The organism is Pseudoalteromonas sp. P1-8, assembly GCF_001399985.1.
Classification (GTDB): domain Bacteria; phylum Pseudomonadota; class Gammaproteobacteria; order Enterobacterales; family Alteromonadaceae; genus Pseudoalteromonas.
Genome location: NZ_LJSO01000004.1, coordinates 330,937 through 353,281, shown reverse-complemented (window position 1 = coordinate 353,281; position 22,345 = coordinate 330,937). Strand labels below are relative to the sequence as shown.

Annotated in this window: 19 protein-coding genes; 13 read left to right on the top strand and 6 right to left on the bottom strand. The window is 42.5% G+C overall.

Annotated features, from left to right (window positions below):
• The 5 genes from ftsY to glsB all read left to right on the top strand — a co-directional run.
• Window positions 1–1,111, top strand: a 1,111-nt coding sequence (ftsY, locus tag AN213_RS08510) for a signal recognition particle-docking protein FtsY (protein WP_055198317.1), incomplete at its 5' end; no start/stop codon positions are given.
• Window positions 1,112–1,164: 53 nt separating this feature from the next.
• The gene (gene ftsE, locus AN213_RS08505) at window positions 1,165–1,842 is read left to right on the top strand and encodes a cell division ATP-binding protein FtsE (protein ID WP_054560978.1); all 678 of its coding nucleotides are present in this window, start codon (window positions 1,165–1,167) and stop codon (window positions 1,840–1,842) included.
• On the top strand, window positions 1,839–2,825 hold the full coding sequence (ftsX, locus tag AN213_RS08500) for a permease-like cell division protein FtsX (protein WP_055198315.1): 987 nt from the start codon (window positions 1,839–1,841) through the stop codon (window positions 2,823–2,825). Before ftsE ends, ftsX begins: the two co-directional genes overlap by 4 nt.
• Window positions 2,826–3,050: 225 nt before the next feature.
• A complete protein-coding gene (rpoH, locus tag AN213_RS08495; protein ID WP_055198313.1) occupies window positions 3,051–3,914 on the top strand; it encodes an RNA polymerase sigma factor RpoH in 864 nt (287 codons plus the stop codon).
• Window positions 3,915–3,994: 80 nt separating this feature from the next.
• Entirely contained in the window at window positions 3,995–4,915 is a 921-nt protein-coding gene (gene glsB / locus AN213_RS08490) for a glutaminase B (RefSeq protein ID WP_054560977.1), read from the top strand.
• 6 nt (window positions 4,916–4,921) lie between these two features.
• Here glsB and AN213_RS08485 read toward each other — a convergent pair whose 3' ends face one another.
• The gene (locus AN213_RS08485) at window positions 4,922–6,226 is read right to left on the bottom strand and encodes an inosine/guanosine kinase (protein ID WP_054560976.1); all 1,305 of its coding nucleotides are present in this window, start codon (window positions 6,224–6,226) and stop codon (window positions 4,922–4,924) included.
• Between the two features lie 180 nt (window positions 6,227–6,406).
• On the opposite strand from AN213_RS08485, the gene tadA reads away from it, so the two are divergent.
• The gene (gene tadA, locus AN213_RS08480) at window positions 6,407–6,904 is read left to right on the top strand and encodes a tRNA adenosine(34) deaminase TadA (protein ID WP_054560975.1); all 498 of its coding nucleotides are present in this window, start codon (window positions 6,407–6,409) and stop codon (window positions 6,902–6,904) included.
• Here tadA and AN213_RS20255 read toward each other — a convergent pair whose 3' ends face one another.
• Together AN213_RS20255 and mltF are read right to left on the bottom strand one after the other, a co-directional pair.
• Window positions 6,905–7,075 (bottom strand): hypothetical protein, encoded by a 171-nt coding sequence (locus AN213_RS20255; RefSeq protein ID WP_165385080.1) that lies wholly within the window; start codon window positions 7,073–7,075, stop codon window positions 6,905–6,907.
• Between the two features lie 94 nt (window positions 7,076–7,169).
• Complete coding sequence (mltF, locus tag AN213_RS08475; protein WP_055198311.1) at window positions 7,170–8,639, bottom strand: membrane-bound lytic murein transglycosylase MltF; 1,470 nt, start codon at window positions 8,637–8,639, stop codon at window positions 7,170–7,172.
• 311 nt (window positions 8,640–8,950) lie between these two features.
• Here mltF and purL point away from each other — a divergent pair, with 311 nt between their 5' ends.
• From purL to AN213_RS08455, 4 genes are all read left to right on the top strand, one after another.
• Window positions 8,951–12,835, top strand: a complete 3,885-nt coding sequence (purL, locus tag AN213_RS08470) for a phosphoribosylformylglycinamidine synthase (protein ID WP_055022378.1) — start codon at window positions 8,951–8,953, stop codon at window positions 12,833–12,835.
• Window positions 12,836–13,010: 175 nt separating this feature from the next.
• Entirely contained in the window at window positions 13,011–15,479 is a 2,469-nt protein-coding gene (locus AN213_RS08465; protein WP_055198309.1) for a YdbH domain-containing protein, read from the top strand.
• Window positions 15,472–15,654, top strand: a complete 183-nt coding sequence (locus AN213_RS08460) for a YnbE family lipoprotein (protein WP_054551055.1) — start codon at window positions 15,472–15,474, stop codon at window positions 15,652–15,654. The genes AN213_RS08465 and AN213_RS08460 overlap by 8 nt, the downstream gene beginning before the upstream one ends.
• A gap of 9 nt (window positions 15,655–15,663) precedes the next feature.
• Complete coding sequence (locus tag AN213_RS08455) at window positions 15,664–15,999, top strand: YdbL family protein (protein WP_054551056.1); 336 nt, start codon at window positions 15,664–15,666, stop codon at window positions 15,997–15,999.
• 75 nt (window positions 16,000–16,074) lie between these two features.
• On the opposite strand, the gene AN213_RS08450 is transcribed toward AN213_RS08455, so the two are convergent.
• Together AN213_RS08450 and waaA are read right to left on the bottom strand one after the other, a co-directional pair.
• Entirely contained in the window at window positions 16,075–16,617 is a 543-nt protein-coding gene (locus tag AN213_RS08450; protein WP_054561196.1) for a DUF1415 domain-containing protein, read from the bottom strand.
• Between the two features lie 50 nt (window positions 16,618–16,667).
• Window positions 16,668–17,927 (bottom strand): lipid IV(A) 3-deoxy-D-manno-octulosonic acid transferase, encoded by a 1,260-nt coding sequence (waaA, locus tag AN213_RS08445; protein ID WP_055198307.1) that lies wholly within the window; start codon window positions 17,925–17,927, stop codon window positions 16,668–16,670.
• A gap of 153 nt (window positions 17,928–18,080) precedes the next feature.
• Here waaA and AN213_RS08440 point away from each other — a divergent pair, with 153 nt between their 5' ends.
• Genes AN213_RS08440 through hldE form a run of 3 tightly spaced genes read left to right on the top strand, consistent with a single transcriptional unit; the run spans window position 18,081 to window position 21,596 of the window.
• A complete protein-coding gene (locus AN213_RS08440) occupies window positions 18,081–19,535 on the top strand; it encodes a capsule assembly Wzi family protein (RefSeq protein WP_095209722.1) in 1,455 nt (484 codons plus the stop codon).
• 31 nt (window positions 19,536–19,566) lie between these two features.
• On the top strand, window positions 19,567–20,157 hold the full coding sequence (locus tag AN213_RS08435) for an SIS domain-containing protein (protein ID WP_055198305.1): 591 nt from the start codon (window positions 19,567–19,569) through the stop codon (window positions 20,155–20,157).
• Entirely contained in the window at window positions 20,157–21,596 is a 1,440-nt protein-coding gene (gene hldE, locus AN213_RS08430) for a bifunctional D-glycero-beta-D-manno-heptose-7-phosphate kinase/D-glycero-beta-D-manno-heptose 1-phosphate adenylyltransferase HldE (protein WP_055198303.1), read from the top strand. Before AN213_RS08435 ends, hldE begins: the two co-directional genes overlap by 1 nt.
• On the opposite strand, the gene AN213_RS08425 is transcribed toward hldE, so the two are convergent.
• On the bottom strand, window positions 21,586–22,308 hold the full coding sequence (locus AN213_RS08425) for a 3-deoxy-D-manno-octulosonic acid kinase (protein ID WP_055198301.1): 723 nt from the start codon (window positions 22,306–22,308) through the stop codon (window positions 21,586–21,588). The two genes, hldE and AN213_RS08425, sit on opposite strands and share 11 nt — an antisense overlap.
• Window positions 22,309–22,345: the final 37 nt, after the last annotated feature.

Below are 22,345 nucleotides of genomic sequence, written 5' to 3'. Positions count from 1 at the left end.
AGAGCAAGAACGCATTGCTGCAGAAAAGGCAGAAGCGGAGCGTTTAGAACAAGAACGCATTGCTGCAGAGAAGGCAGAAGCGGAGCGCTTAGAGCAAGAACGCATTGCTGAAGAACAAGCAGAAGCTGAGCGTTTAGAGCAAGAGAAAGCTGCTCAAGCCGCTGCTGAAAAACCAAAGAAAGAAGGTTTCTTCGCACGCCTTAAAAAAGGTCTATTAAAAACTCGCGTTAATATTGGTTCAGGCTTTGCGTCTATTTTTAGTGGTAAGAAAATTGACGATGAGTTATTTGAAGAACTAGAAACACAATTACTAACAGCCGATTTAGGTGTTGATACAACAATGAAGTTGATTGATAACCTAACCGATGCCGCTGATCGTAAGCAATTAAAAGATGGCGATGCTTTATATGAGTTAATGAAGCAAGAAATGGCTAGTATGCTTAAAACCGCCGAGCAGCCGCTGGTTGTAAGTGGTGACAAAAAGCCATTTGTTATCTTAATGGTGGGTGTAAATGGTGTAGGTAAAACCACCACGATTGGTAAATTAGCTAAGCAGTTCCAAAGCGAAGGTAAGTCAGTGATGCTTGCTGCCGGAGATACGTTCCGCGCTGCAGCGGTTGAGCAGCTGCAAGTATGGGGTGAGCGTAATAGCATCCCAGTGATTGCTCAGCATACAGGTGCAGACAGTGCGTCAGTGGTATTTGATGCATTTCAGGCTGCAAAGGCTCGTAATGCTGATGTGTTAATCGCTGATACAGCAGGTCGCTTGCAAAATAAAGATAACCTAATGCAAGAGCTTGAAAAAATTGCCCGTGTAATGAAGAAAATTGACCCAGATGCGCCGCATGAAGTTATGCTAACTATTGATGCAGGTACAGGTCAAAATGCAATTAGCCAAGTTAAATTATTTAATGAATGTGTTGGTTTAACGGGCATTACTTTATCTAAACTAGATGGTACCGCTAAAGGTGGTGTGATTTTCGCCGTTGCAGATAAATTTAATATCCCAATTCGTTACATTGGTGTTGGTGAAGGTATTGATGATTTACGTACCTTTAATAGTGGTGACTTTATTGATGCACTATTTAGCCAAGACGAGGATGACGCATAATTAACTAAAGGGAGCTTGCTCCCTTTTTCGCTGCAAGATGATTGATAACTAAAATGATAAATTTTCAGCAAGTCAGTAAAACATATCCAGGTGGCCATCGTGCCCTTGAAAAAGTCAGCTTTCATATTAAGCCTGGTGAACTGGCCTTTTTAACCGGGCACAGTGGGGCAGGTAAAAGTACATTATTGAAGCTTATCAGCTTGATGGAGCGTCCATCAGCCGGGCAGGTGCTTATTAATGGTGTTGATTTAAATGCTGTTAAATCGCGCCAGATCCCTTATGTGCGCCGCGATATTGGTATCATCTTTCAGAATCACCGCTTACTAGAACGTTACTCAGTGTTTGATAATGTTGCCTTACCTTTAATCATTGAAGGTACGCACCATAAGCAAATAGCTAAACGTGTTCACGGTGCGCTTGATAAAGTCGGGTTACTTGATAAAGCTAAGTGTAATCCAGCAACCTTATCAGGTGGTGAGCAGCAGCGTGTTGGTATTGCTCGCGCTATCGTTAATTCACCGCCAATCCTATTAGCCGATGAGCCAACTGGTAACTTAGACCCTGAACTTTCGATGGACATTTTACGTTTATTCGAAGACTTTAATAATCATGGTACAACCGTGCTGATTGCAACCCATGATATTGGCTTAATTGCGCGTATGCGTTATCGCAGTCTAACACTTAAAGATGGCCGTATGATTGACGATCCGTTAGCTGAGGGGGCACTATGAGTTTATTGTTTAAAAGCCGCAACAGCCAAAACGAACGTCAGAAGAAGTCATTTTTAGCAGCGCCTTATTTCTTCTTTATTAATCTTATTCGCCAAGGTGTGCACAGCCTCGGTGAAATGTGGCGAACGCCTTTAGCCTCATTGATGACCATTGCGGTATTGGGGTTAAGCTTAACACTGCCAGCGACGCTTTATTTAGTGGTTAAAAATGTCTCGCAAGTGAGCAGTGGCTTTGAAGATGCCGCAGAGATCTCGTTGTTCGTAAAAGAAACTATGAGCGAACAGCAAACGCAAACCTTGGTTAAGCGTTTAGCTCTCTACCCTGAAGTAGATAAAGTGGAGTTTATATCAAAAGGCGATGCCCTCACTGAATTTAAACAAGTATCAGGATTTGGCCAAGCACTTGAATATTTAGATGCGAACCCGTTACCTGATGTTGTGATTGTTACGCCGACAGCACGCTACCGTCAGCCAAATACTGCAAAACAATTACTGCAAAAACTTGAAGGCGAAAGAGAAGTTGATTTTGGTAAACTCGATATTGCTTGGCTTGAGCGATTAAATGCACTTTTAAGTTTATTAAAAGAAAGCGTGATTACCATTGCTCTACTATTATTAACCTCCGTCACCCTGATCATTGGTAATACTATCCGCTTATCAATCATGGATAAGAAAGATGAAATTCAAGTGATGAAGTTAGTAGGGGCGACAAACACCTTTATTCATGCACCATTTTTATGGACAGGGATTTGGTACGGTATTATTGGCGGTTTGTTCTCTTTTATTTGTGTTGCATTAATGATGTGGTGGCTTGGTGCTGCTGTAAGTGATGTTGCGGGTGTTTATGAAACCAGCTTTGACTTAATTGGTTTAACACTCTCAGAGTTTGGCATTTTAGTCGCTCTTGCAACAGGCTTAGGATTTGTTGGTTCTTACCTATCAGTTAACCGCTACATAAAAGAAATTGAACCCGATAAAGTGTAACAATTCGTTGTTACACTGCTCTTTTAGCGATAAATAGTAGTCGCTGTTAATTTGTCAAAATATCACTTCAAGCTAGAATTCATCGCTTATTCAGCGTGTTAGCGTAGACTAAAAATAGATGCAAAAACCACTTGATTTGAACTTTAAAAAAGTTTTTAATTGAAGTTAGCACTCTCGCTTAAAGAGTGCTAAGATGGTTTCAAATGTTTATCACTGAGGTGAAAAATGAGTAAAGATTTATACGCAATGGCACTTACTGCAGGTCAACAGAGCGCAAGTATGGACGGCTACCTTCAAGCGGTTAGCACTATTCCTATGCTTGATGCAGAGAAAGAAAAGCAGTTGGCGACACGTCTTCAGGAAGAAGGTGATCTTGAAGCTGCGAAGCAACTCATTATGTCGCATCTACGCTTTGTTGCTCATATTGCGAAAAGCTATTCAGGTTATGGCTTACCGCAAGCTGATTTAATTCAGGAAGGTAATATCGGTCTGATGAAAGCGGTAAAACGTTTCGACCCAAGTGTAGGTGTTCGCTTAGTTTCATTCGCAGTACACTGGATCAAAGCTGAAATTCATGAATACGTACTGAAAAACTGGCGTATCGTGAAAGTTGCAACTACAAAAGCGCAACGTAAATTATTCTTCAACCTACGTAAAAACAAAAAACGTTTAGGTTGGTTTAACCAAGCTGAGGTTAGCACAGTTGCTAATGAGCTAGGTGTAAGTGAAAGAGAAGTACGTGAGATGGAATCACGTATGAGTGGCCAAGATATGGGCTTTGACTTAACGGGCGACGACAATGACGACGCACCGACAAGCACATACTCGCCAGTACAGTATTTAACAGATGGCAGTGCTGACCTTGCTGATGATATCGAAGAGCAGCAATGGCAAGAACAGTCTCATGCACGTTTATTCAGCGCCTTAAAAACCCTTGATGAACGTTCTCAAGACATCGTAAGTGCACGTTGGTTAGCTGACGATAAAGCGACATTACAAGAGCTTGCTGAGAAATATAACGTTTCAGCAGAGCGTGTTCGCCAGCTAGAAAAAACAGCAATGAAAAAACTGCAATCAGCGATGAGCTAATAGCAATCGCTATAGCAAACCATCTTTAGTAGACTACAAAGCCTCGCAAATGCGGGGCTTTTTGTTTTAAAGGACGCGGTATGTCACAGATTGATTATCAACATGTATTAGATGAAATCACAAAAGAAGTTCAACCATTACTGAGCCAAGGTAAGGTTGCTGATTATATTCCTGCGCTTGCAGAGGTTGAGCCAAACCAGTTTGCCATTGCTATTCATACAGTAGATGGGCAAACCTATTGCGCGGGTGATTGTAGTGCACGTTTTACAATTCAATCTGTTTCGAAAGTAATGACCTTAACTTTAGCACTTCAGCGTTATGGTGATGAGCTGTGGCAACGAGTTGGTAAAGAGCCATCAGGCACCGCTTTTAACTCACTTACACAGCTTGAGTTTGAACAGGGCATACCACGCAACCCATTTATTAATGCCGGTGCGATTGTCACCTGTGACGCGTTATATAGCCGTTTATCTGCGCCGATGCACTCTATGCTTGAGTCGTTTCGCCAGTTATCAGGAAATGCTCAGGTTGTTATTGATAAGAAAGTGGCAAACTCTGAATATGAGTTTCGTCATCGCAACGCCGCGATGGGGCATCTAATGAAGTCATTCGGCAACTTTAATAATGAAGTTGATGATGTGTTATGGGCTTACTTTAACTTCTGTGCCATAGAGTTAAACTGCGTAGAATTAGCAAAAGCTTACAATTACTTAGCAAACCAAGGTAAAGATGCCAATGGCCAAGAAGTACTCAGTGCAAGGCAAAATAAGCAGTTAAACTCGTTACTGTTTACCAGTGGTTTATACGATGCTGCAGGGGATTTTGGCTACCGTGTTGGTATGCCGGGTAAGTCAGGGGTATCTGGTACTATATTAGCTGTGTTACCGAATCAATTTACTGTGGCTGTGTGGGCGCCAAGGCTTAACTCGTATGGTAACTCAGTAGCTGGGATAGCGGCTCTTGAGCGTTTATCCCAGAAACTGGATATTTCGATTTTTTAGTTGCTGTTACTGATCCCAGTAAACTTGCTCTAAACAATCTTCACGTTCAGGTAAGCCACGAGATAAACGTGGCGAGTGCTGAACAAGTACTTCATAACTTGCACGGTTAGCGTATTTACTAATTTGTGCAAGTGATGAGTAGGTCATAGCAGGTTGCTGATGCTTCGCTGAGTTTGCCACATTAAGTTTGTGGTAAACGTTTGCTGATAAGTCATGCAGTACCGCAGCTAGCGCACAGTCGCCCGCACCATTGGTATTTTTAATACTATCTGGGCCGCCCATAAACGGTGCTGTATGGCTGTACGCACGAATAGGGTTTTGGCAGTCGTCTTTACGCATTGCGCGCGAAAATTCATAACGGTTAAAGTCAGCAATCGCGCCTGGTAATAGCGGGTATTCTGTTTCACGCTTGAATGAGTCGTCTACGTAACCGGCCATAAATAAGCCTTTTTCGCCAGCCGTACAAATAACTAAATCAGTCCAATCTAGCGCTTTGTCGGCAGCTAGAAGCGGATCTTCAAAGCCAGTAATCGCAAGACCTTCTTCTTCATTCATAGCAAGAATATCAACATGCTCTTTTACAAAGTCAGCCCACCAAGCAGGGTCTTGTTCAATTAGGAACTTAGTGCCAAGGGTTAAAACCACAGGGACACCTGCATCATTGGCATATTTTACTGCCTGCATGGTGGCTTCTGTCATGGTTTCATCACCTTGAGTACGCATTAGGTATGCGCTGATAACCAGTGCTGATGAATTCTCAATAAGTGCCTGATCGATTGATTCAGGGCGAAGATGATTCATTAGCCCCGCGCTGATTGCGAAGGTACGCTCACCGGTCTCGTCAATTAAGGTAAAACAACGACCAATTGGGCCATCTACAGGCTGAAGGTAGTCAAGGTCAACGCGGCTAGAGGTGTTACATAAAAAACGGTATGCATAGCTGCCGATTTTGATATTTTCACTCATTACCCCTAACAGTACTGATCGGTCGTCAGCTAGGGTAGAGTAGTTGTGCATGGTGTTACCTACCGTACCACCGGCAAACTCATAATCGATCATATTGTCGAGTTTTAGTCTGTCGTATAGCGCGTTGGTAATATCGTTATCGATCACTTGCGACATGCCACGGCGCAATTGAAATTCATCTAGGAAAGCTTGATCAACTTTCGCTTCAATATCTACCACAATTTGGTCGATACCCGTAATATAACTACGTTGTAGTCGGTCGGTTGAGTTAAGTTGATTCGTCAGTGGATCTTTGGCTTCCACCGGAAAATAATGTTTATGCCTGCGGCGTCCAGGAAATTTCATTTGCTACCCGTGTTGTAAGCTAAATAAAAAAAGCGCGAGATTATAGCGCAATATGGGTCCATTGAGCCATGAAAAAGCCACTAAATTTTGCGTTAATTTTTAAGTGTAGCAGTATTTATTGCCGACATTTTTCACTAACTAGGTATAATTACTCACAGTTTTACAAGATTTGTGTGATATATGAGCGAACAATTTAGCGACCAATATTGGATGGAAAAAGCATTAAACTACGCTAATGAAGCGGCTGCGATTAATGAAATTCCGGTTGGTGCTGTGCTGGTAAAAGACAATCAACTGATCTCCTATGGTTATAACCGCTCAATTATCGATAACGACCCATCCGCTCATGCTGAAATGATGGCAATCCGCGAAGCAGGTAAAGTACTTAATAACTACCGATTAATCGATTGCACCCTGTATGTAACGTTAGAACCTTGTTCTATGTGCGCAGGCCTGTTGGTACATAGCCGCATTAAGCGATTGGTATTTGGTGCTAAAGATGCCAAAACGGGATCGGCAGGATCAATTATGAATCTGCTGCAAGAGCCTAGGCTTAATCATCAAGTTGAAGTAACCGGCGATGTTATGAGTGAGCAGTGTGGGGCGGTGATATCTGCGTTTTTTAAGCGTCGTAGAGAAGAGAAAAAGGCGGCAAAGCAGGCTGCTCGCAACGCCTAGTTATACAACCGGCGTTGCAGGAACTTGTGCTTCCATTAACTGCATCGCAAATAAGCGGCGACGCCAAATAACTTTTTTGTGTGTATTACGTAGCATGATACGACGGCGGGTCGCCGTTGAGTAAATAACATTACGCTTGAACTTATGTGTCGTGCGTCTTCTTTTTAACATGAGTGCTCCTTAAGTGAGAGTAAAGCATTATATTGATCTCTACAGGAAGATAATGATCATTTGATGACAAGTAAACAGATTTCGGTGCTTGAAGTTAGTTGTTTTCTAATTCTTGCTGCTCTGAGTTGGTTTGTTGCGTGTTGTCATTTGGCTTTGGCTCGCTTGCTTGCGCTTCAGGTTGAGCTTCTTCAGTGCTTTGTTCTTTTTCGCTTGGGTTAGCAATCGCATCATTTTCATCAAGCCAAACCAGTGCGTCGTAATAGCGACGGATATTATCAACGTACTTTACTGCAACATCGCCACGGGCATAACCATATTTGGTTTTTCGATAGTAGCGCTTTTTAATTAAAAGCGGTAAGCGCTTTTTAACATCAGCCCATTTATCTGGGCTTGCACCTTCTTGCTCGGTAATAATGCGTGCGTCGTTGACGTGTCCCCAGCCAACATTGTAAGAGGCTAAGGCAAACCAGGTTCTGTCGGGCTGCGGAATGCGTTCAGGGATCCAAGAAATCACTTTGGCAAGATAATGCGCACCGCCTTTAATATTTTGCTCAGGCTCTAGTCGATTTGTTACGCCGACCTGTTTTGCTGTTGCTTGGGTTAGCATCATTATGCCACGTACACCGGTTGGTGACTTAGCCCTGGGGTTCCACATTGATTCTTGATAACTCAAAGCTGCCAGTAATCGCCAGTCTATGTTACCTGCGTATTGCTCAAACCAAGGTTGGTATTTAGGTAAGGTGTCTTTTATTGCTTCGATATAAGCAAGCGTGTTCACATAGTTAAACTGACGAACATGGCCGAAGTATTTTTCTTCTAACACATAAAGCTGGTTGCTTTTTTTCACGTCGCCAAAAAATGGCACCATCAAGGCATATAAAGAGTCGTCACCATCTTTTCTTAGTAACCAAGCGATAGGGTCGTTACGGGTAACCGAAAAGCCGATACTCAAATTTGGGTGATAGCGGCGAAACAGCGATAAGGTGTGTGAATCTGCTAGGGTGTAATCAATTTCACCGTCGATAACTGCTTGCAGAAGCTCTTCTTCATCCATGTCTTCTGTTTCGTTCCAGCTAAGTTCAGGATGCAATTGTTTTAATTGCTGTAGTGCCAACGAGTGGCTGCTTTTGGCTAAAACAGTGAGATTACCGGTTAAATCCTCAAACTCTCGAGGGCGAGTACGGCCTTGTTTATAAACTAATTTTTGGCTAATTGTTCGGTAGGTTGGGCCAAATCGATAATGCTCTGCCCGAATCGTATTATAGGTAAGACCTGAAGCTATAATATCTAAATCGCCACTTTCTAAGCGTGCGAACATATCGGATAGATTAAAAAAAGGCACCATCTCGAGCTCTACACCAACATAGTCAGCAAACTCTTGGGCAAGCTCATATTCAAAGCCTTGCACACCTTGTGGAGCCTGATAGTAGTTACTCGCGCCAGCTAATGTGCCTACTCTAATTTTGTTCTGCGCCTTGATATGAGCAAGTTGCGACGGTTGCTGTTGCATATCGCACGCACATAACATGAGCACTAAACTAAAAATAGCGAGTAACTTTTGCATAGATTATAAATGCCCCTTAAACCATTACCTTAGTGTTATAACAAAACTTCTAAGCCACGTCACTTGGCGAATAGTTTTAGTTATCTATTTAAAAATTAATAACTATAACAAGGCAGCTGGTAGATAAGTCATACAGAACAAGTACCTGCAGAGAAATAAAGACGACTAAGATAGTTAATTGTTGCAACCATAAAAGCGGTTATGAAGATTATTTAAATAAAAGCGTAATTTTGAGTTAAATCTAGACGTTATTTGCACTATAATATGCGCCTAAAATATCGTTCAATCCCTAACCCCGGATGAAAATACCTATGTTGATCCTTCGTGGTGCACCAGCACTTTCCGATTTTAGAGTTCAGAAAATTTTAGCGCGTTGCCAACAGGCACAACTTCCAGTCACTGACGTTTATGCTGAGTTCATGCATTTTGCTGATCTTACAGCCGAGCTTTCAGCTGATGAGCAAACCAAGCTGGAAAAACTGCTTACTTATGGTCCAACAATTGCTGAGCATACCCCTGCGGGCACGTTAATTCTTGTAACGCCGCGTCCAGGTACTATCTCGCCTTGGGCATCAAAAGCAACTGACATCGCACATAACTGTGGCTTAAGCCAAGTTCACCGTGTTGAGCGTGGTATTGCATACTACGTAGAAGGTAATTTATCAGCTGAGCAAACAGCTGAAGTTGCAGCGTTATTACATGACCGAATGACTGAAGCAACGCACGCGGATATGGCTGATGCAGCTAAATTATTCCGTCACGATGAGCCGCGTCCAATGTCATCAGTTGACATTTTAGGTGGTGGCCGTGAAGCGCTTGCTAAAGCAAACGTTGAGCAAGGTTTTGCGCTTGCAGATGACGAAATTGATTACTTGGTAGAAAACTTCCAAAAGTTAGGGCGTAACCCGAACGACATCGAATTATTCATGTTTGCGCAAGCAAACTCTGAGCATTGTCGTCACAAAATCTTTAACGCCGATTGGACAATTGATGGCATCGAACAGCCAAAATCATTGTTCAAAATGATCAAAAACACTTACGAGCAAAACCCTGAAAACGTACTATCTGCATATAAAGATAACGCAGCGGTAATGAAGGGTTCGTTAGCAGGTCGTTTCTTCCCTAATGTTGAAGGTGAGTACGCGTACCATCAAGAAAACATCGAAATCTTGATGAAAGTTGAAACTCACAACCACCCAACAGCGATTGCGCCATTCTCAGGTGCATCAACAGGTTCTGGTGGTGAGATCCGTGATGAAGGTGCAACAGGCCGCGGCTCTAAACCTAAAGCTGGTTTAGTTGGCTTTACTGTATCTAACCTACGTATTCCTGGTTACGAGCAGCCATGGGAAACAGACTTCGGTAAGCCTGGTCGTATCGTTAATGCACTTGATATCATGACTGAAGGTCCATTAGGTGGCGCGGCATTCAATAACGAATTTGGTCGCCCTAACTTACTTGGTTACTTCCGTACATACGAAGAGAAAGTATCAAGCCATAACGGTGAAGAAGTACGTGGTTACCACAAGCCAATCATGCTTGCAGGTGGTTTAGGTAACATTCGTTCTGAACATGTTCAAAAAGGTGAAATCCCTGTAGGTGCTAAGCTAATTGCACTAGGTGGTCCGGCAATGAACATCGGTCTTGGTGGTGGTGCTGCCTCTAGTATGACATCAGGTCAATCAAACGAAGACTTAGACTTTGCATCTGTGCAGCGTGAAAACCCAGAAATGGAACGTCGTTGTCAGGAAGTTATCGATAAATGTTGGCAGCTAGGTGATGCAAACCCAATCGCTTTCATCCACGATGTGGGTGCAGGTGGTCTTTCTAACGCATTCCCTGAGCTTGTAGACGACGGTGGTCGTGGTGGTAAATTCCAACTTCGTGACATTCCAAACGATGAGCCGGGTATGGCACCACACGAAATTTGGTGTAACGAATCTCAAGAGCGTTACGTATTAGCTGTTGCAGCAGAAGACTTCGCGCGCTTCGAAGCAATCTGTAAACGTGAGCGTGCAGAATACGCTGTTATTGGTGAAGCAACAGAAGAGCGTCACTTAACGGTTGAAGATAGCCACTTCGGTAACAACCCAGTTGATCTTCCGCTTGATGTTTTACTTGGTAAAGCACCAAAAATGCATCGTGAAGTTGAATCGAAAAAAGCGCAATCTCAACCATTAGACGTTGCTAACATTGATGCTGCAGACGCTGCACAGCGTTTATTACGCTTACCAACGATTGCTGAGAAAACATTCTTAATCACCATTGGTGACCGTACGGTAACGGGTTTAGTTGCGCGTGACCAAATGGTAGGTCCTTGGCAGGTGCCAGTAGCAAACTGTGCGGTAACAGCCGCTGCGTTTGATACTTACCACGGTGAAGCAATGTCATTAGGTGAACGTACACCAGCTGCACTTTTAAACTACGGTGCTTCTGCTCGTTTAGCTGTGGCTGAGTCACTAACGAACATCGCGTGTGCGAACATTGGTGGCCTTGAAAATATCAAGCTATCTGCAAACTGGATGGCTGCAGCAGGCCACCCAGGCGAAGATGCGGGTCTTTACGAAGCTGTAAAAGCGGTAGGTGAAGAGCTTTGTCCGGCGCTCGGTTTAACTATTCCTGTGGGTAAAGACTCAATGTCGATGAAAACTCAATGGGATGAAAACGGCGAGCAAAAATCGGTTACTGCACCATTATCATTGATCATTACTGCCTTTGGTCGTGTTGAAGATGTGCGTAAAACCGTAACGCCACAGCTACGTACTGATAAAGGTGAGTCATCACTATTATTAGTTGATTTAGGTGCGGGTCAAAACCGTATGGGCGCATCAAGCCTTGCACAGGTTTATAAGCAACTAGGGGATGTAACGCCTGACGTTGATAACCCTGTATTATTAAAAGGCTTCTACGAAGCAATGCAAGCGCTTGTTGCTGATAACAAGCTACTTGCTTACCATGACCGTTCAGACGGTGGTTTATTCACTACGGTTGCTGAAATGGCATTTGCTGGTCACACGGGTGTTACTGTTGACCTTGCTGGCTTAACAGGTTCAGACATCGAAGCGCTTTACAATGAAGAGCTAGGTGCGGTTATCCAAGTGGCAAACGCTGACTTAGACGCAGTTAAAGCCGTTCTTGCAGACCATGGCTTAGCAGCTATCAGCCATGAAATTGGCGCACTAAACGCTGATGATCGTGTGGTATTCACTCGTGGTGATGATGTGGTTCTTAACCACACGCGTACTGAGCTTCGTACTATGTGGGCAGAAACAACTTACCAAATGCAAGCACGTCGCGATAACCCTGAGTGTGCTAAGCAAGAGTTTGACGCTAAGTTTGACGCAAAAGACCCTGGTCTTAATGTAAAACTAAACTTTGACTTAAACGAAGATGTTGCAGCGCCTTACATTGCAACAGGTGCGAAGCCGAAAATGGCGATTCTACGTGAGCAAGGCGTTAACTCTCACTTAGAAATGGCTGCGGCATTTAACCGTGCAGGCTTTGCTGCGGTTGACGTGCACATGAGCGACATTCTTGAAGGTCGTTTAACACTTGAGCAATTTAAAGGCTTAGTGGCATGTGGCGGTTTCTCTTACGGTGACGTATTAGGTGCAGGTGAAGGCTGGGCTAAGTCAATCTTATTTAATGAGATGGCGCGTGAGCAGTTCCAAAGCTTCTTCCACCGCGAAGATACATTCAGCTTAGGTGTGTGTAATGGCTGTCAAATGCTTTCAACATTGAAAGAATTGATCCCGGGCACTGAGCACTGGCCTCGTTTCGTAACGAATAAGTCAGAGCGTTTTGAAGCTCGCTTTAGCCTTGTAGAAGTACAAGAAAACCCATCGGTATTCTTTAACGGTATGGCAGGTTCACGTATGCCTATCGCTGTTTCTCACGGTGAAGGTCATGCTGAGTTCGCAAACGGTGATGCAGTTAAAGCAGCGCTTGAATCAGGTACTGTGGCAGTGAAGTTTGTTGATAACTACGGTAACCCAACAACGCAATACCCAGCTAACCCGAATGGCTCGCCAGAAGGTATCACAGGTATTACCTCAACTGATGGCCGTGCAACGGTTATGATGCCGCACCCAGAGCGTGTATTCCGTACTGTTGCTAACTCATGGCACCCAGATGAGTGGACTGAGGATAGCCCATGGATGCGTATGTTCCGCAACGCTCGTAAAAACGTTGGCTAGAACTTAATTGTGTACCTAGCTATACAAGCTAGGTTCATACAAACCGTTTAAACTAAAAAGGCTGCACTATCATGTGTGGCCTTTTTGTTTATAATGATCTGAGAAGCGAGAAGCGAGAAGCGAGAAGCGAGAAGCGAGAAGCGAGAAGCGAGAAGCGAGAAGCAAGGAGAGTTTTTTGAGTTTTAAGCGTGCGTGTGTTGGGTTGCTAGGTATCGTGCTAAGCATGGTGTTGTTGGCGTATCTTTTCAGATTACCACTGACATCGTGGTATTTAACGCCTATGCTCAGTAAAAATGGCGCCGAGCTTCACTGCATTGATTGGTCATTAACTCGCCAGCTTGATTTGAATATTGAGAAATTATGCTTAACTTATCAAGGGCAGCAAATAGAGTTAGCTGACATCCTTGCTAACAAGCAACAGGTTAGTGTTTCTCGAGCCAATCTTATAATTAGCAATCAGACTAATAATCAACAACCTGACGCTTCAAAAACTGAATTTAAAAAGCTTGCCTTGGTATTACCCGAGCAAAGGCCGCTAATTCGAATTGAGCAGCTTGATGTAGTCTCACCGTTTACCGACACCCCTGTTAGGCTGGAGATACAAGAAAAGCGCCTAAATCATTTTACGATTTCGCGGGATCTCAATGCTGACGTTGTAATATCTAATTATGAAGTCAAAGCCAACATCACGTTTGATAAGCAAGTGGCAGAGCGGTTCGTAACATTGCCAACAAGCAGCCATTTTATCACTCAGTCACAATTAAAGTTTGATGGTATTACAGTTGCAATTGAAAGCTCAATTAATGCAAGTTATCAGCATGCAATAAAGCAGTGCGACCTAGGCTTTACCACTGAAGGGCAATTGAGTGCTAAGTATCAATTAAATCAACAGCACTTATACGCGGATTTATCAGCTTTACAAAATCAGCTTAGCGCAAACCGAGATTGCTTAAACACCATAGCAGATCAACAGCATCAATCATTTATTGAAGCGCAGTTACCGCTTACTTGGCAGTTACACATTGAAAAACCAGTCAGTGTAGAAGGTGAGCTGCTATCAATCCCAACTGTAAAGCTGCAAGCTACAGAAGGGCAAAGTGAGGTGACAGTCAGTAATACGAGCCTTTCTTTGCTGGAGCCGCTCGCATCACTTAATAGCCAAGTTAGCATTGATTTTAATAGTAAAGATATAGATGAGCTTAAACTCAATGCGCATTTGCATGAAAGCAGCGTTAGCGCTGATTTTCAACTGTCGGTGGAGTCATTACCAGCATTTTTAGATTTTCAGGCTGACGGTGCTCTGGTTGAGGGTATTGGGGCTAAAGGAAAGCTAGATATCGATGAGTTATTTACTAGTCCTACAGCTAAACTGAATACCAATATCAGTGCTAAAAATGCGCTAATATCAGGTGCACAGTTAGCTGATTTTAGCAGCGCGATTGACGCTGAGTATAATGCCCAGCAGCACCTCGTTGTTAAAGCCAATAGCAAGGTTAAATCATTAAATTATGATGATATGAATGCAGTAAAAATAAGTAATGAGCTAACCCTTAGTACAGACCTCAGTGTGGGGGAATTATTTGCTGATATTGATGCTAAAACCACTGCCGCCAAATTATCAACAGCAGAGCTTAGCTTAAATAAGTTGTCTGTTGTGTCAAAGGCTCTTCAAAGCCGCGCCTTGCAGGCAACGCATCATGTATTTGCAGATGGCTTTGAAGCGCTTGTCAGTCATCATATGTCTGAGGTTGCGCATCCGTTTGAGTTGGTGATACCAGAGCAAGCAGTATCCAAACTTAACCCAATAATTGCTCAGTTTGAGCCGCTTGCTACAGTCACCGACGGAGTCGTTTCGGGCAATATAAAAGGGGATGTAAATCTTCAACAAGCACAGGGCAATTTGCAGATAGATAAACTTAGTGCGCTTTATAATGATTATCTAGCGAATGATTTTGCAGTGAATTTGAACGGCACGTTTAATTCAGGCCAGCTTAATATTGCAGCGACTAAATTTACACTCAATGAACTGCGCGCTGGTGCCGTGGTCAAAAATATACAAGGTCAGTTGCAGGTAACGGCTAATCAGCCTTGCGCAGCTAATTTAACTGGTCAGGTTATGGGCGGCGCATTTGTGGTAAATAAGTACTGCCCACTCAGTGATAACCAAACCGCGACTGTTAAGTTTGAAAATATTGATGCTAGTAAATTGGTCACCCTTGATGCTGAGTCTGGCATTAGCTTAAGCGGGCGCTTAGCAGGCACCTTACCTGTTGTTATAAGCAAACAGGGCATAGAGGTAAAGCAAGGGCTGCTAGTTAATCAGGGCGATGGTAAATTACTGATTTCCAATAACGCAGGTTTTGAAGCTGTAAAAGCGCAGCAACAAGAGCTGAGCACCACGCTGAGTTTACTTGAGAATTTAGATATTAAAAAACTACGTAGCAGTGTTAACCTCAAACCGGATGGATGGTTGCATTTAGGTGTTAATTTAGAGGGTTATAATGAAGCGCAGCAGCAAGCAGTGAACTTTAATTATAATCATGAAGAGAATATATTTACTTTACTTAGAGCGCTGCGTTTAAGTGATGAAATTACTCAAAAAGTTGAGAAAGAGTATGCAAAAAAAGGAAGCAATGATGGCTAAGTGGTTAGTAATGCTGACGGCGGTAGGCATGCTGAGTGCCTGTACTCACCGTGTTGAGGTGGCAGCAAAAGAGCCGATTACAATCAACTTAAATGTAAAAGTTGACCATGAGATCCGCGTAAAAGTGGATAAAGAACTTGATACCTTATTCAGTGATGACAGCGAATTATTCTAAGGAGCACACATGCGTAAATTACAACTTAAAAAACTAAATGTGATCACCTTGATCAGTGCTGTTTGTTTATCTTTCTCTGCTTGGGCTATCAGCCTTGATGATGCAAAGAGCCAAGGTTTAGTGGGTGAAGACAGCTCAGGCTATTTAGGTTTAGTGGTTAATAACAGCGAAGCAAAAGCGGTCGTTGACGAAATTAATGCAAAGCGTAAAGAGCAATATTTAAAACTTGCGAAAAAGAACAACCTTTCGTTAGCACAAGTTGAAGCCCTTGCTGCGGCTAAAACTATCGAAAAAACTAAGCCGGGTCACTACATTGAAGTGAACGGTGAGTGGGTAAAAAAATAACTCACTAAATTTAATAGCTATAAAAAATAAAAAGCCAGCATTGCTGGCTTTTTATCTATTAAACGCCGGTAGGTGTTAGCGCTTATCGATGCAGTTTTGCAGCAGCTGCTGCCAAAAGTCGATGCCTTTGCGTCTTGCTAGTTTAATGTTGTGCTCTGGGATCGATTCGGGTTCATCGTAGCTGTCTAACGCTTCGCTCATGCTGGCTTCACGGATCAAATGCAGTGTTGGGTAAGGTGCACGATTCGTATAGTTTGCAGCGTCGCTGTCATCGCTATCAGCAAACACATAGTCAGGATGAAAGTTGGCTATTTGATACTTACCTTCATAGCCTTGCGCAGCTAAAAGCGCATTGGCTAAATCGACTAAATCTAAGAACTCTTCAAAATCCTTAAAGCCTTGCTCAAACATTAATAAAGTGGTTTCGCGCTCTGCTTGTTGGTCTAACGCGCTACATTGCTCAAGCATATCCATTACTGCATCATCAAGCGTAATAGACTGACTGATTTGATAATGAATGCAATTGCTTTCAACTTCTTTACGGGCAAACGGGCAGAAATTGTATTTTACGATTACGCTTGATACCCATTCGCGCATTTGTATTTCTGGGCGATTCATCGCTTGCTTTGAAGTCACATTATTTCTCTATTCTATTTTACTTTTCTATCTTACTTTTCTAAGTAAAGCTCAATTAAATTAACCGTTTTACTGATGGCGCCTTGATTGTTAGCAACGCATTTCTGAGCTTGTTGACCGAGCTTAATCGTCTTTTGTACATCAGTACTCAAAGCGATAAGTGTGTCAGCAAGGTGATTTTCATCGGTAACGGTTTTAGCTCCTTGAGCACTAATCAGCTCAGGATAAATATGGTCAAAGTTATAGGTATGAGGACCTGCTAATACGCCAACAGAAAACGCTGCTGACTCTAACGGATTATGGCCGCCTCGCTCGATTAAACTACCACCAACATAGCTGATGTTTGCCACACCATATAAGCATTGTAACTCACCTAACGTGTCAGCTAACACAACTTGTTGGTTGTTATAGTTATCTTCACTGCGACGGCTAAAGCTCAAATTTGAGCTTTTTAAAACTTCAGCGACTTTATCAAATTGCTCTGGGTGACGTGGAGCAATAATCAAAAGTGCGTGGGGTAACGCTTTTAACAGCTTTTCATGAGCAGTTAAAATAAGCTCATGTTCAACAGGGTGAGTGGAGCCTGCAACCCAGATAAAGCGCTCGTTGTTATACTGTTTTTTTAGTACTGCAACTTTATTTAATTGCTCTTCTGTAGGCGTGATATCAAATTTAATTGAGCCAAATACGCGTGCCTTTTCAGGTTTTAAACCAAGTTCAATAAAACGTTTGGCATCATCTTGATTATGACTGGCCAAGTCGCTAATTGACCGCATTATCACCTTAGTTAAAGGCATTACCTTTTGGTAGCCTTGCTGTGATTTAGCTGAAAGTCGGGCATTTAAAACAAGTACTTTTGTGCCGTAATTGTTGCTTTGCGCCATAAGGTTTGGCCAAAGCTCAGTTTCTAAAATACACAGTACCTTTGGCTGGATTCGTTTTAAAAATCGATTGGTAGCGAAAAAAAAATCAATCGGTAAATAACTAAAGCTAACCGCATCTTTAAAGTTATTTTTTATTTGCTCGCGACCTGTTGGGGTATTACAGGTTACTAAAATAGTAAGCGCTGGATTTTCTGATTGAACAGCCTTAATAAGCGGGGTTGCCGCTAACACTTCCCCTACAGAGGCACAATGAAAAACAACATCGTGATGAGATAAGTTCGAAAAGCCAAAGCGCTCAGCAAAATGCTCACGGTAACCCTTATTCTTTTTGCCACGTAAAACATACAGGTAAAAAACAACCAGTGGACTTAGTAGGTATAAAAGTAAAGAGTATAAAATGCGCGCCATTGCTTAGCCTAAATGGGTAAAACGTTATGATAGCGTGGAACATACGCGATCTAAATATAAAATGTTAAAAACGGTTATCAATGAGAGTTTTGAGTGTTTCGCAGTGGCATATTTGGTAATATTTCGGTTACTTAATAAATCAACGAAGCAGTTATGAAATTTAAAATGATAAAAGCCACGGTAATTGGTGCTTTTTTTTGTTGCTCAATGCCTTTATTTGCAACACCAACCGCCTACTTACCTATCGGCATGGATGCACAGCTAGATCATCAATTAGATACTTTGTTTGCACTAACCTTTGGCACACCTATGGCTAAACCCTATCGTTTAGCAGAAGTCGAGAAAGCGCTTTTGGTGCTTGAAAAGGAAAAGCCAGAGTTAGCAGCCGCTATTCGCTTTAAAATCAAACCCTATCAAAGTAATGATGCAGTGACTCGTGTCGGTGTAAAATTACAAGTTGATACAGATAATTCAAAGAAAATTGCTAACCAACGCGGACTCAGCTCTGATGAGTGGGGACAAGGCTTTTTCGAAGGTATTTGGCGTGCCAATGACCACATGTTAGTACAAGTTGGTGTTGATTATCGAGCCAAAGCAAATAAGTTTGTAAATTACAATTCGTTTATCAGTTTTGCTGGTGAAGATTTGCAGTTAAATCTGGGTTATAAAGAACACTGGTTCTCGCCGTTTAAGCATTCTGCGCAAATCATTTCTACCAATGCTAAAACTGCACCCTCTATTTCGATTGGCATGGTAAAGCCAGCCCATAATTGGTGGAATTTTGATTTTGAATTGTATTATTCAGAATTAGAACATGTTGATAATGGTATTCTTTATCAAGGTGAACTTCATAGTGGTACGCCTAAACTTGCAGGTACTCACTTCAGTATTGAACCTCTTGAAGGTTGGAAAATTGGTATCAATCGTATGATGCAATTTGGCGGTGGGCCTCGTAAAGTAGATGCTGGTGATGTATTTGACGCATTTTTTGATCCCGCCGGAAATGATAATGTTGCTTTAGTCGGAAGCCCTGATGCGGAACTAGGCGATCAGTTCGCTTCAATTACAAACGTAATAAATTTTAATTGGGGATTACCAACTGAGCTTTATTTTGAATACGGCGGTGAAGATACTAAAGAGCACAAAAACTATCAATTTGGTAATGTTGCTTATAGTTTAGGGGCTTTCTTTCCTAAATTGACAGACTCAATAAGTTTTAGATTTGAACATACCAATATGCACAGCTTTTGGTATAAAAATTATATTTATCCTACTATGGGCAATACAGTAGATGGATTTGTTGTCGGACACTTTGCTGCAGATCAGCGCTACTTTGGTGACGGCGTACCGTCGGAAGTAAATGTTTTAGAAATGACCTATTCTGAATCTTTTCAGTCTTTATGGCGCGCTAAACTGTCGACTATTTCTAATAAAAGCAATTATGAATACGATATAGGTGGATTTAGCGAAGAATATGATGATGCTATTGAACTTCAACTAAGTAACACACGTCAATTAAATGAGCATACACTAGAGGCAACTTTTACCTATGGTGAAGATGTATTTGGCGATAACTATACTTGGTTATCTGTAGCCTATTTTTGGTAAGCAAGCCGTTAAAACTTTTTAAGGAATATTTATGTCTAATCTTGATTCTGTAGCGGCAAGCTACCTCGAAAGTTTAAATCGTCATCAAATGTTATTTGAAACGATGGAAACCTACCACCCTGAAGTAATGCAACTACTTGAAGCTTGCCACAGTGCTTTGCAAGCAGGTGGTAAGGTTATTTGGTTTGGTAATGGTGGTAGCGCGGCTGATGCGCAGCATTTAGCTGCAGAGTTTGTTGTGCGTTATAAATTGGAGCGCGGCCCACTTGCTTCTATCGCATTGACAACAGACACCTCAATTTTAACCGCTCACAGTAACGACTATCATTTTGATACTGTATTTGAGCGACAAGTGCAGGCGTTATGTAAACCTGAAGATTTGGTGATTGGTTTAACCACCTCAGGTACTAGCCCTAACATCAACCTAGCACTGGCAGCGGCAAATGAAATCGGCGCCTTTACTGTGGCATTAACAGGTCGAGATGGTGGTAAGGTAAAAGATATCGCTAAGCTACCTATTATTATTAAAAATGATGAAACCGCGCGTATCCAAGAGGCGCACATGTTTATCGGGCATTGGTTATGCGAAGCCCTCGATATGGTTGTAGCGGAGCAAAAGTAATGGATTTAGCGTTACTAAAAAACCTTTCAAAGGCGCGTATTTTAGTCGTTGGTGATGTCATGCTAGATAGATACTGGCATGGTGACTCAGGTCGTATTTCGCCTGAAGCCCCTGTACCTGTTGTAAAAGTCAGTAAGTTTGAAGACAAAGCCGGTGGTGCAGCAAACGTTGCAAAAAATATTGCCCGTTTAGATGGTAAAGTGGGCCTACTAGGCTTAGTTGGTGAAGATGAAAGTGGGCAAATCCTCGAAACAATTTTAAGTTCAGAGAAAATTGATTCGCAATTAGTGAGTGTTTGCGATTTACCGACTATTTCTAAAATGCGAGTAATCAGCCGCCATCAACAAGTTGTGCGTCTTGATCTTGAAGAGACCTTTACTGAGCAACACAGTCAACTGTTATTAAACCGTTTAGAGCTGGTTTTAAATGACTACGATTTTGTGTTGTTTTCTGACTATAACAAAGGCTCACTGAGCTTAATTCAACAAATGGTTCAGGTTGCAAAGAAAGCGGGTAAAACGGTTCTTATTGATCCTAAATCATCTGATTTAAGCTTATACCGAGGTGCTGATTATATAACACCTAATTTAAACGAATTTAAACTTGCTGGTGGTAAAACTGATTCTGAGCATAGCTTAACCCAAAGCGCTCGTGATCTAATCAATGAGGCTGGTATTGCAGCTATGCTATTAACGCGCTCAGAGCAGGGCATGTCGTTAATTAGCCAAGCAGAAAAACATGATTTTGCAGCCCAACAACTTGAAGTCAGCGATGTTACTGGCGCAGGCGATACCGTAATCGCGACATTAGCAGTGATGCTTGGTGCGGGAATGGCTGCAAAAGATGCAGTTGAAATTGCCAACCTTGCAGCAGGTATTGCGGTGAGTAAACTGGGTGCCGCAACCGTGTCGCCAGAAGAGTTGAGCCGTAAGCTTGGTCAATATTTACAGCAAACTGGCGAGCATTACCAAACGCCTTTTGAAGATGTGCTTCAGCACATTGAGTTTGCTAAGCAAAATGGTGAAAAAATAGTGTTCACTAATGGCTGCTTTGACATTCTACACGCAGGTCATGTGCGCTACCTAGCACAGGCAAAAGCAAGAGGTGACAGACTTGTTGTTGGCTTAAATAATGACGAATCAATCTCTCGTTTAAAAGGCCCAGAAAGACCAATTAATCCGCTGGATGAACGTGCCATGGTATTAAGTGCGCTAGGGTCAGTTGATTGGGTTATTCCATTTGGCAGCATTGAAGAAAATGACACGCCAGCTAAGCTTATTGAGCAAATTAGCCCTGATGTACTGGTTAAAGGTGGTGATTACACCGTTGACCAAATTGCCGGTGCCGATCATGTTCTACGCCATGGCGGCAAAGTCGAAGTACTTGAGTTTCTTAATGGTTGCTCAACTTCTAACGTAATTAGCAAAATTAAGTCTTAAGCAATGCTTGGTAGTCACACACCAGTGACTGCCAATCACTTTGTTGCCAATGCATCACTTCGTTACGGCCTTGCTCTTTTGCAAATGAACGGGCAAGGCGTTTGATATTCTCTGTTTGCCAGCTAGCGTGCGGTTGTTTGATTTCACCGCGGTCAAAGTCGATGATAAACACCTTGCCTGCATCATCAAACAAAATGTTATTGATGTTTAAATCTGCGTGATAGACGCCGTGATTGTGGAACTCGCTGAGGGTGACTGCAATCGCTTTGAGTTCAGACTGGCTGAGTGGGCGCGTGATTAAAATATCTAACACGCTTTTTGCGCCTGTCACTGCCTCGGTAATGATATCGCCGCGATAGATTAAGCCGCGGGTGGTAATTTTTGCCGCAATGGGTGTCGGTACGTTTAGGCCAAGCTCAAGTAAGCGCATCATCAGTGTAAACTCTTTATAGACACGAGTTTGTTTTAAACCAACATATAGGTACTGATCGCTCAGTAACTTACCTACTAACCCACCGCGCCAATAGTGACGCAGAACGCCTGTAAGCTGTTGATGTTTAAAAAACCACGCTGTCGCGCGGCCTTTTTTTGCGCCAACTATTTTATCTTGTTGTTGCCAATAATTGGCATCGAACCACTGTTGCGAGAGCTCATCTTTATAAGCTGGGTGACACAAAAGGGTGGTGTTTTGTAGATGCTGAGTTTCAAACATAACAACTTCAAGATTAAATAAAATTAGCGCTATCTTA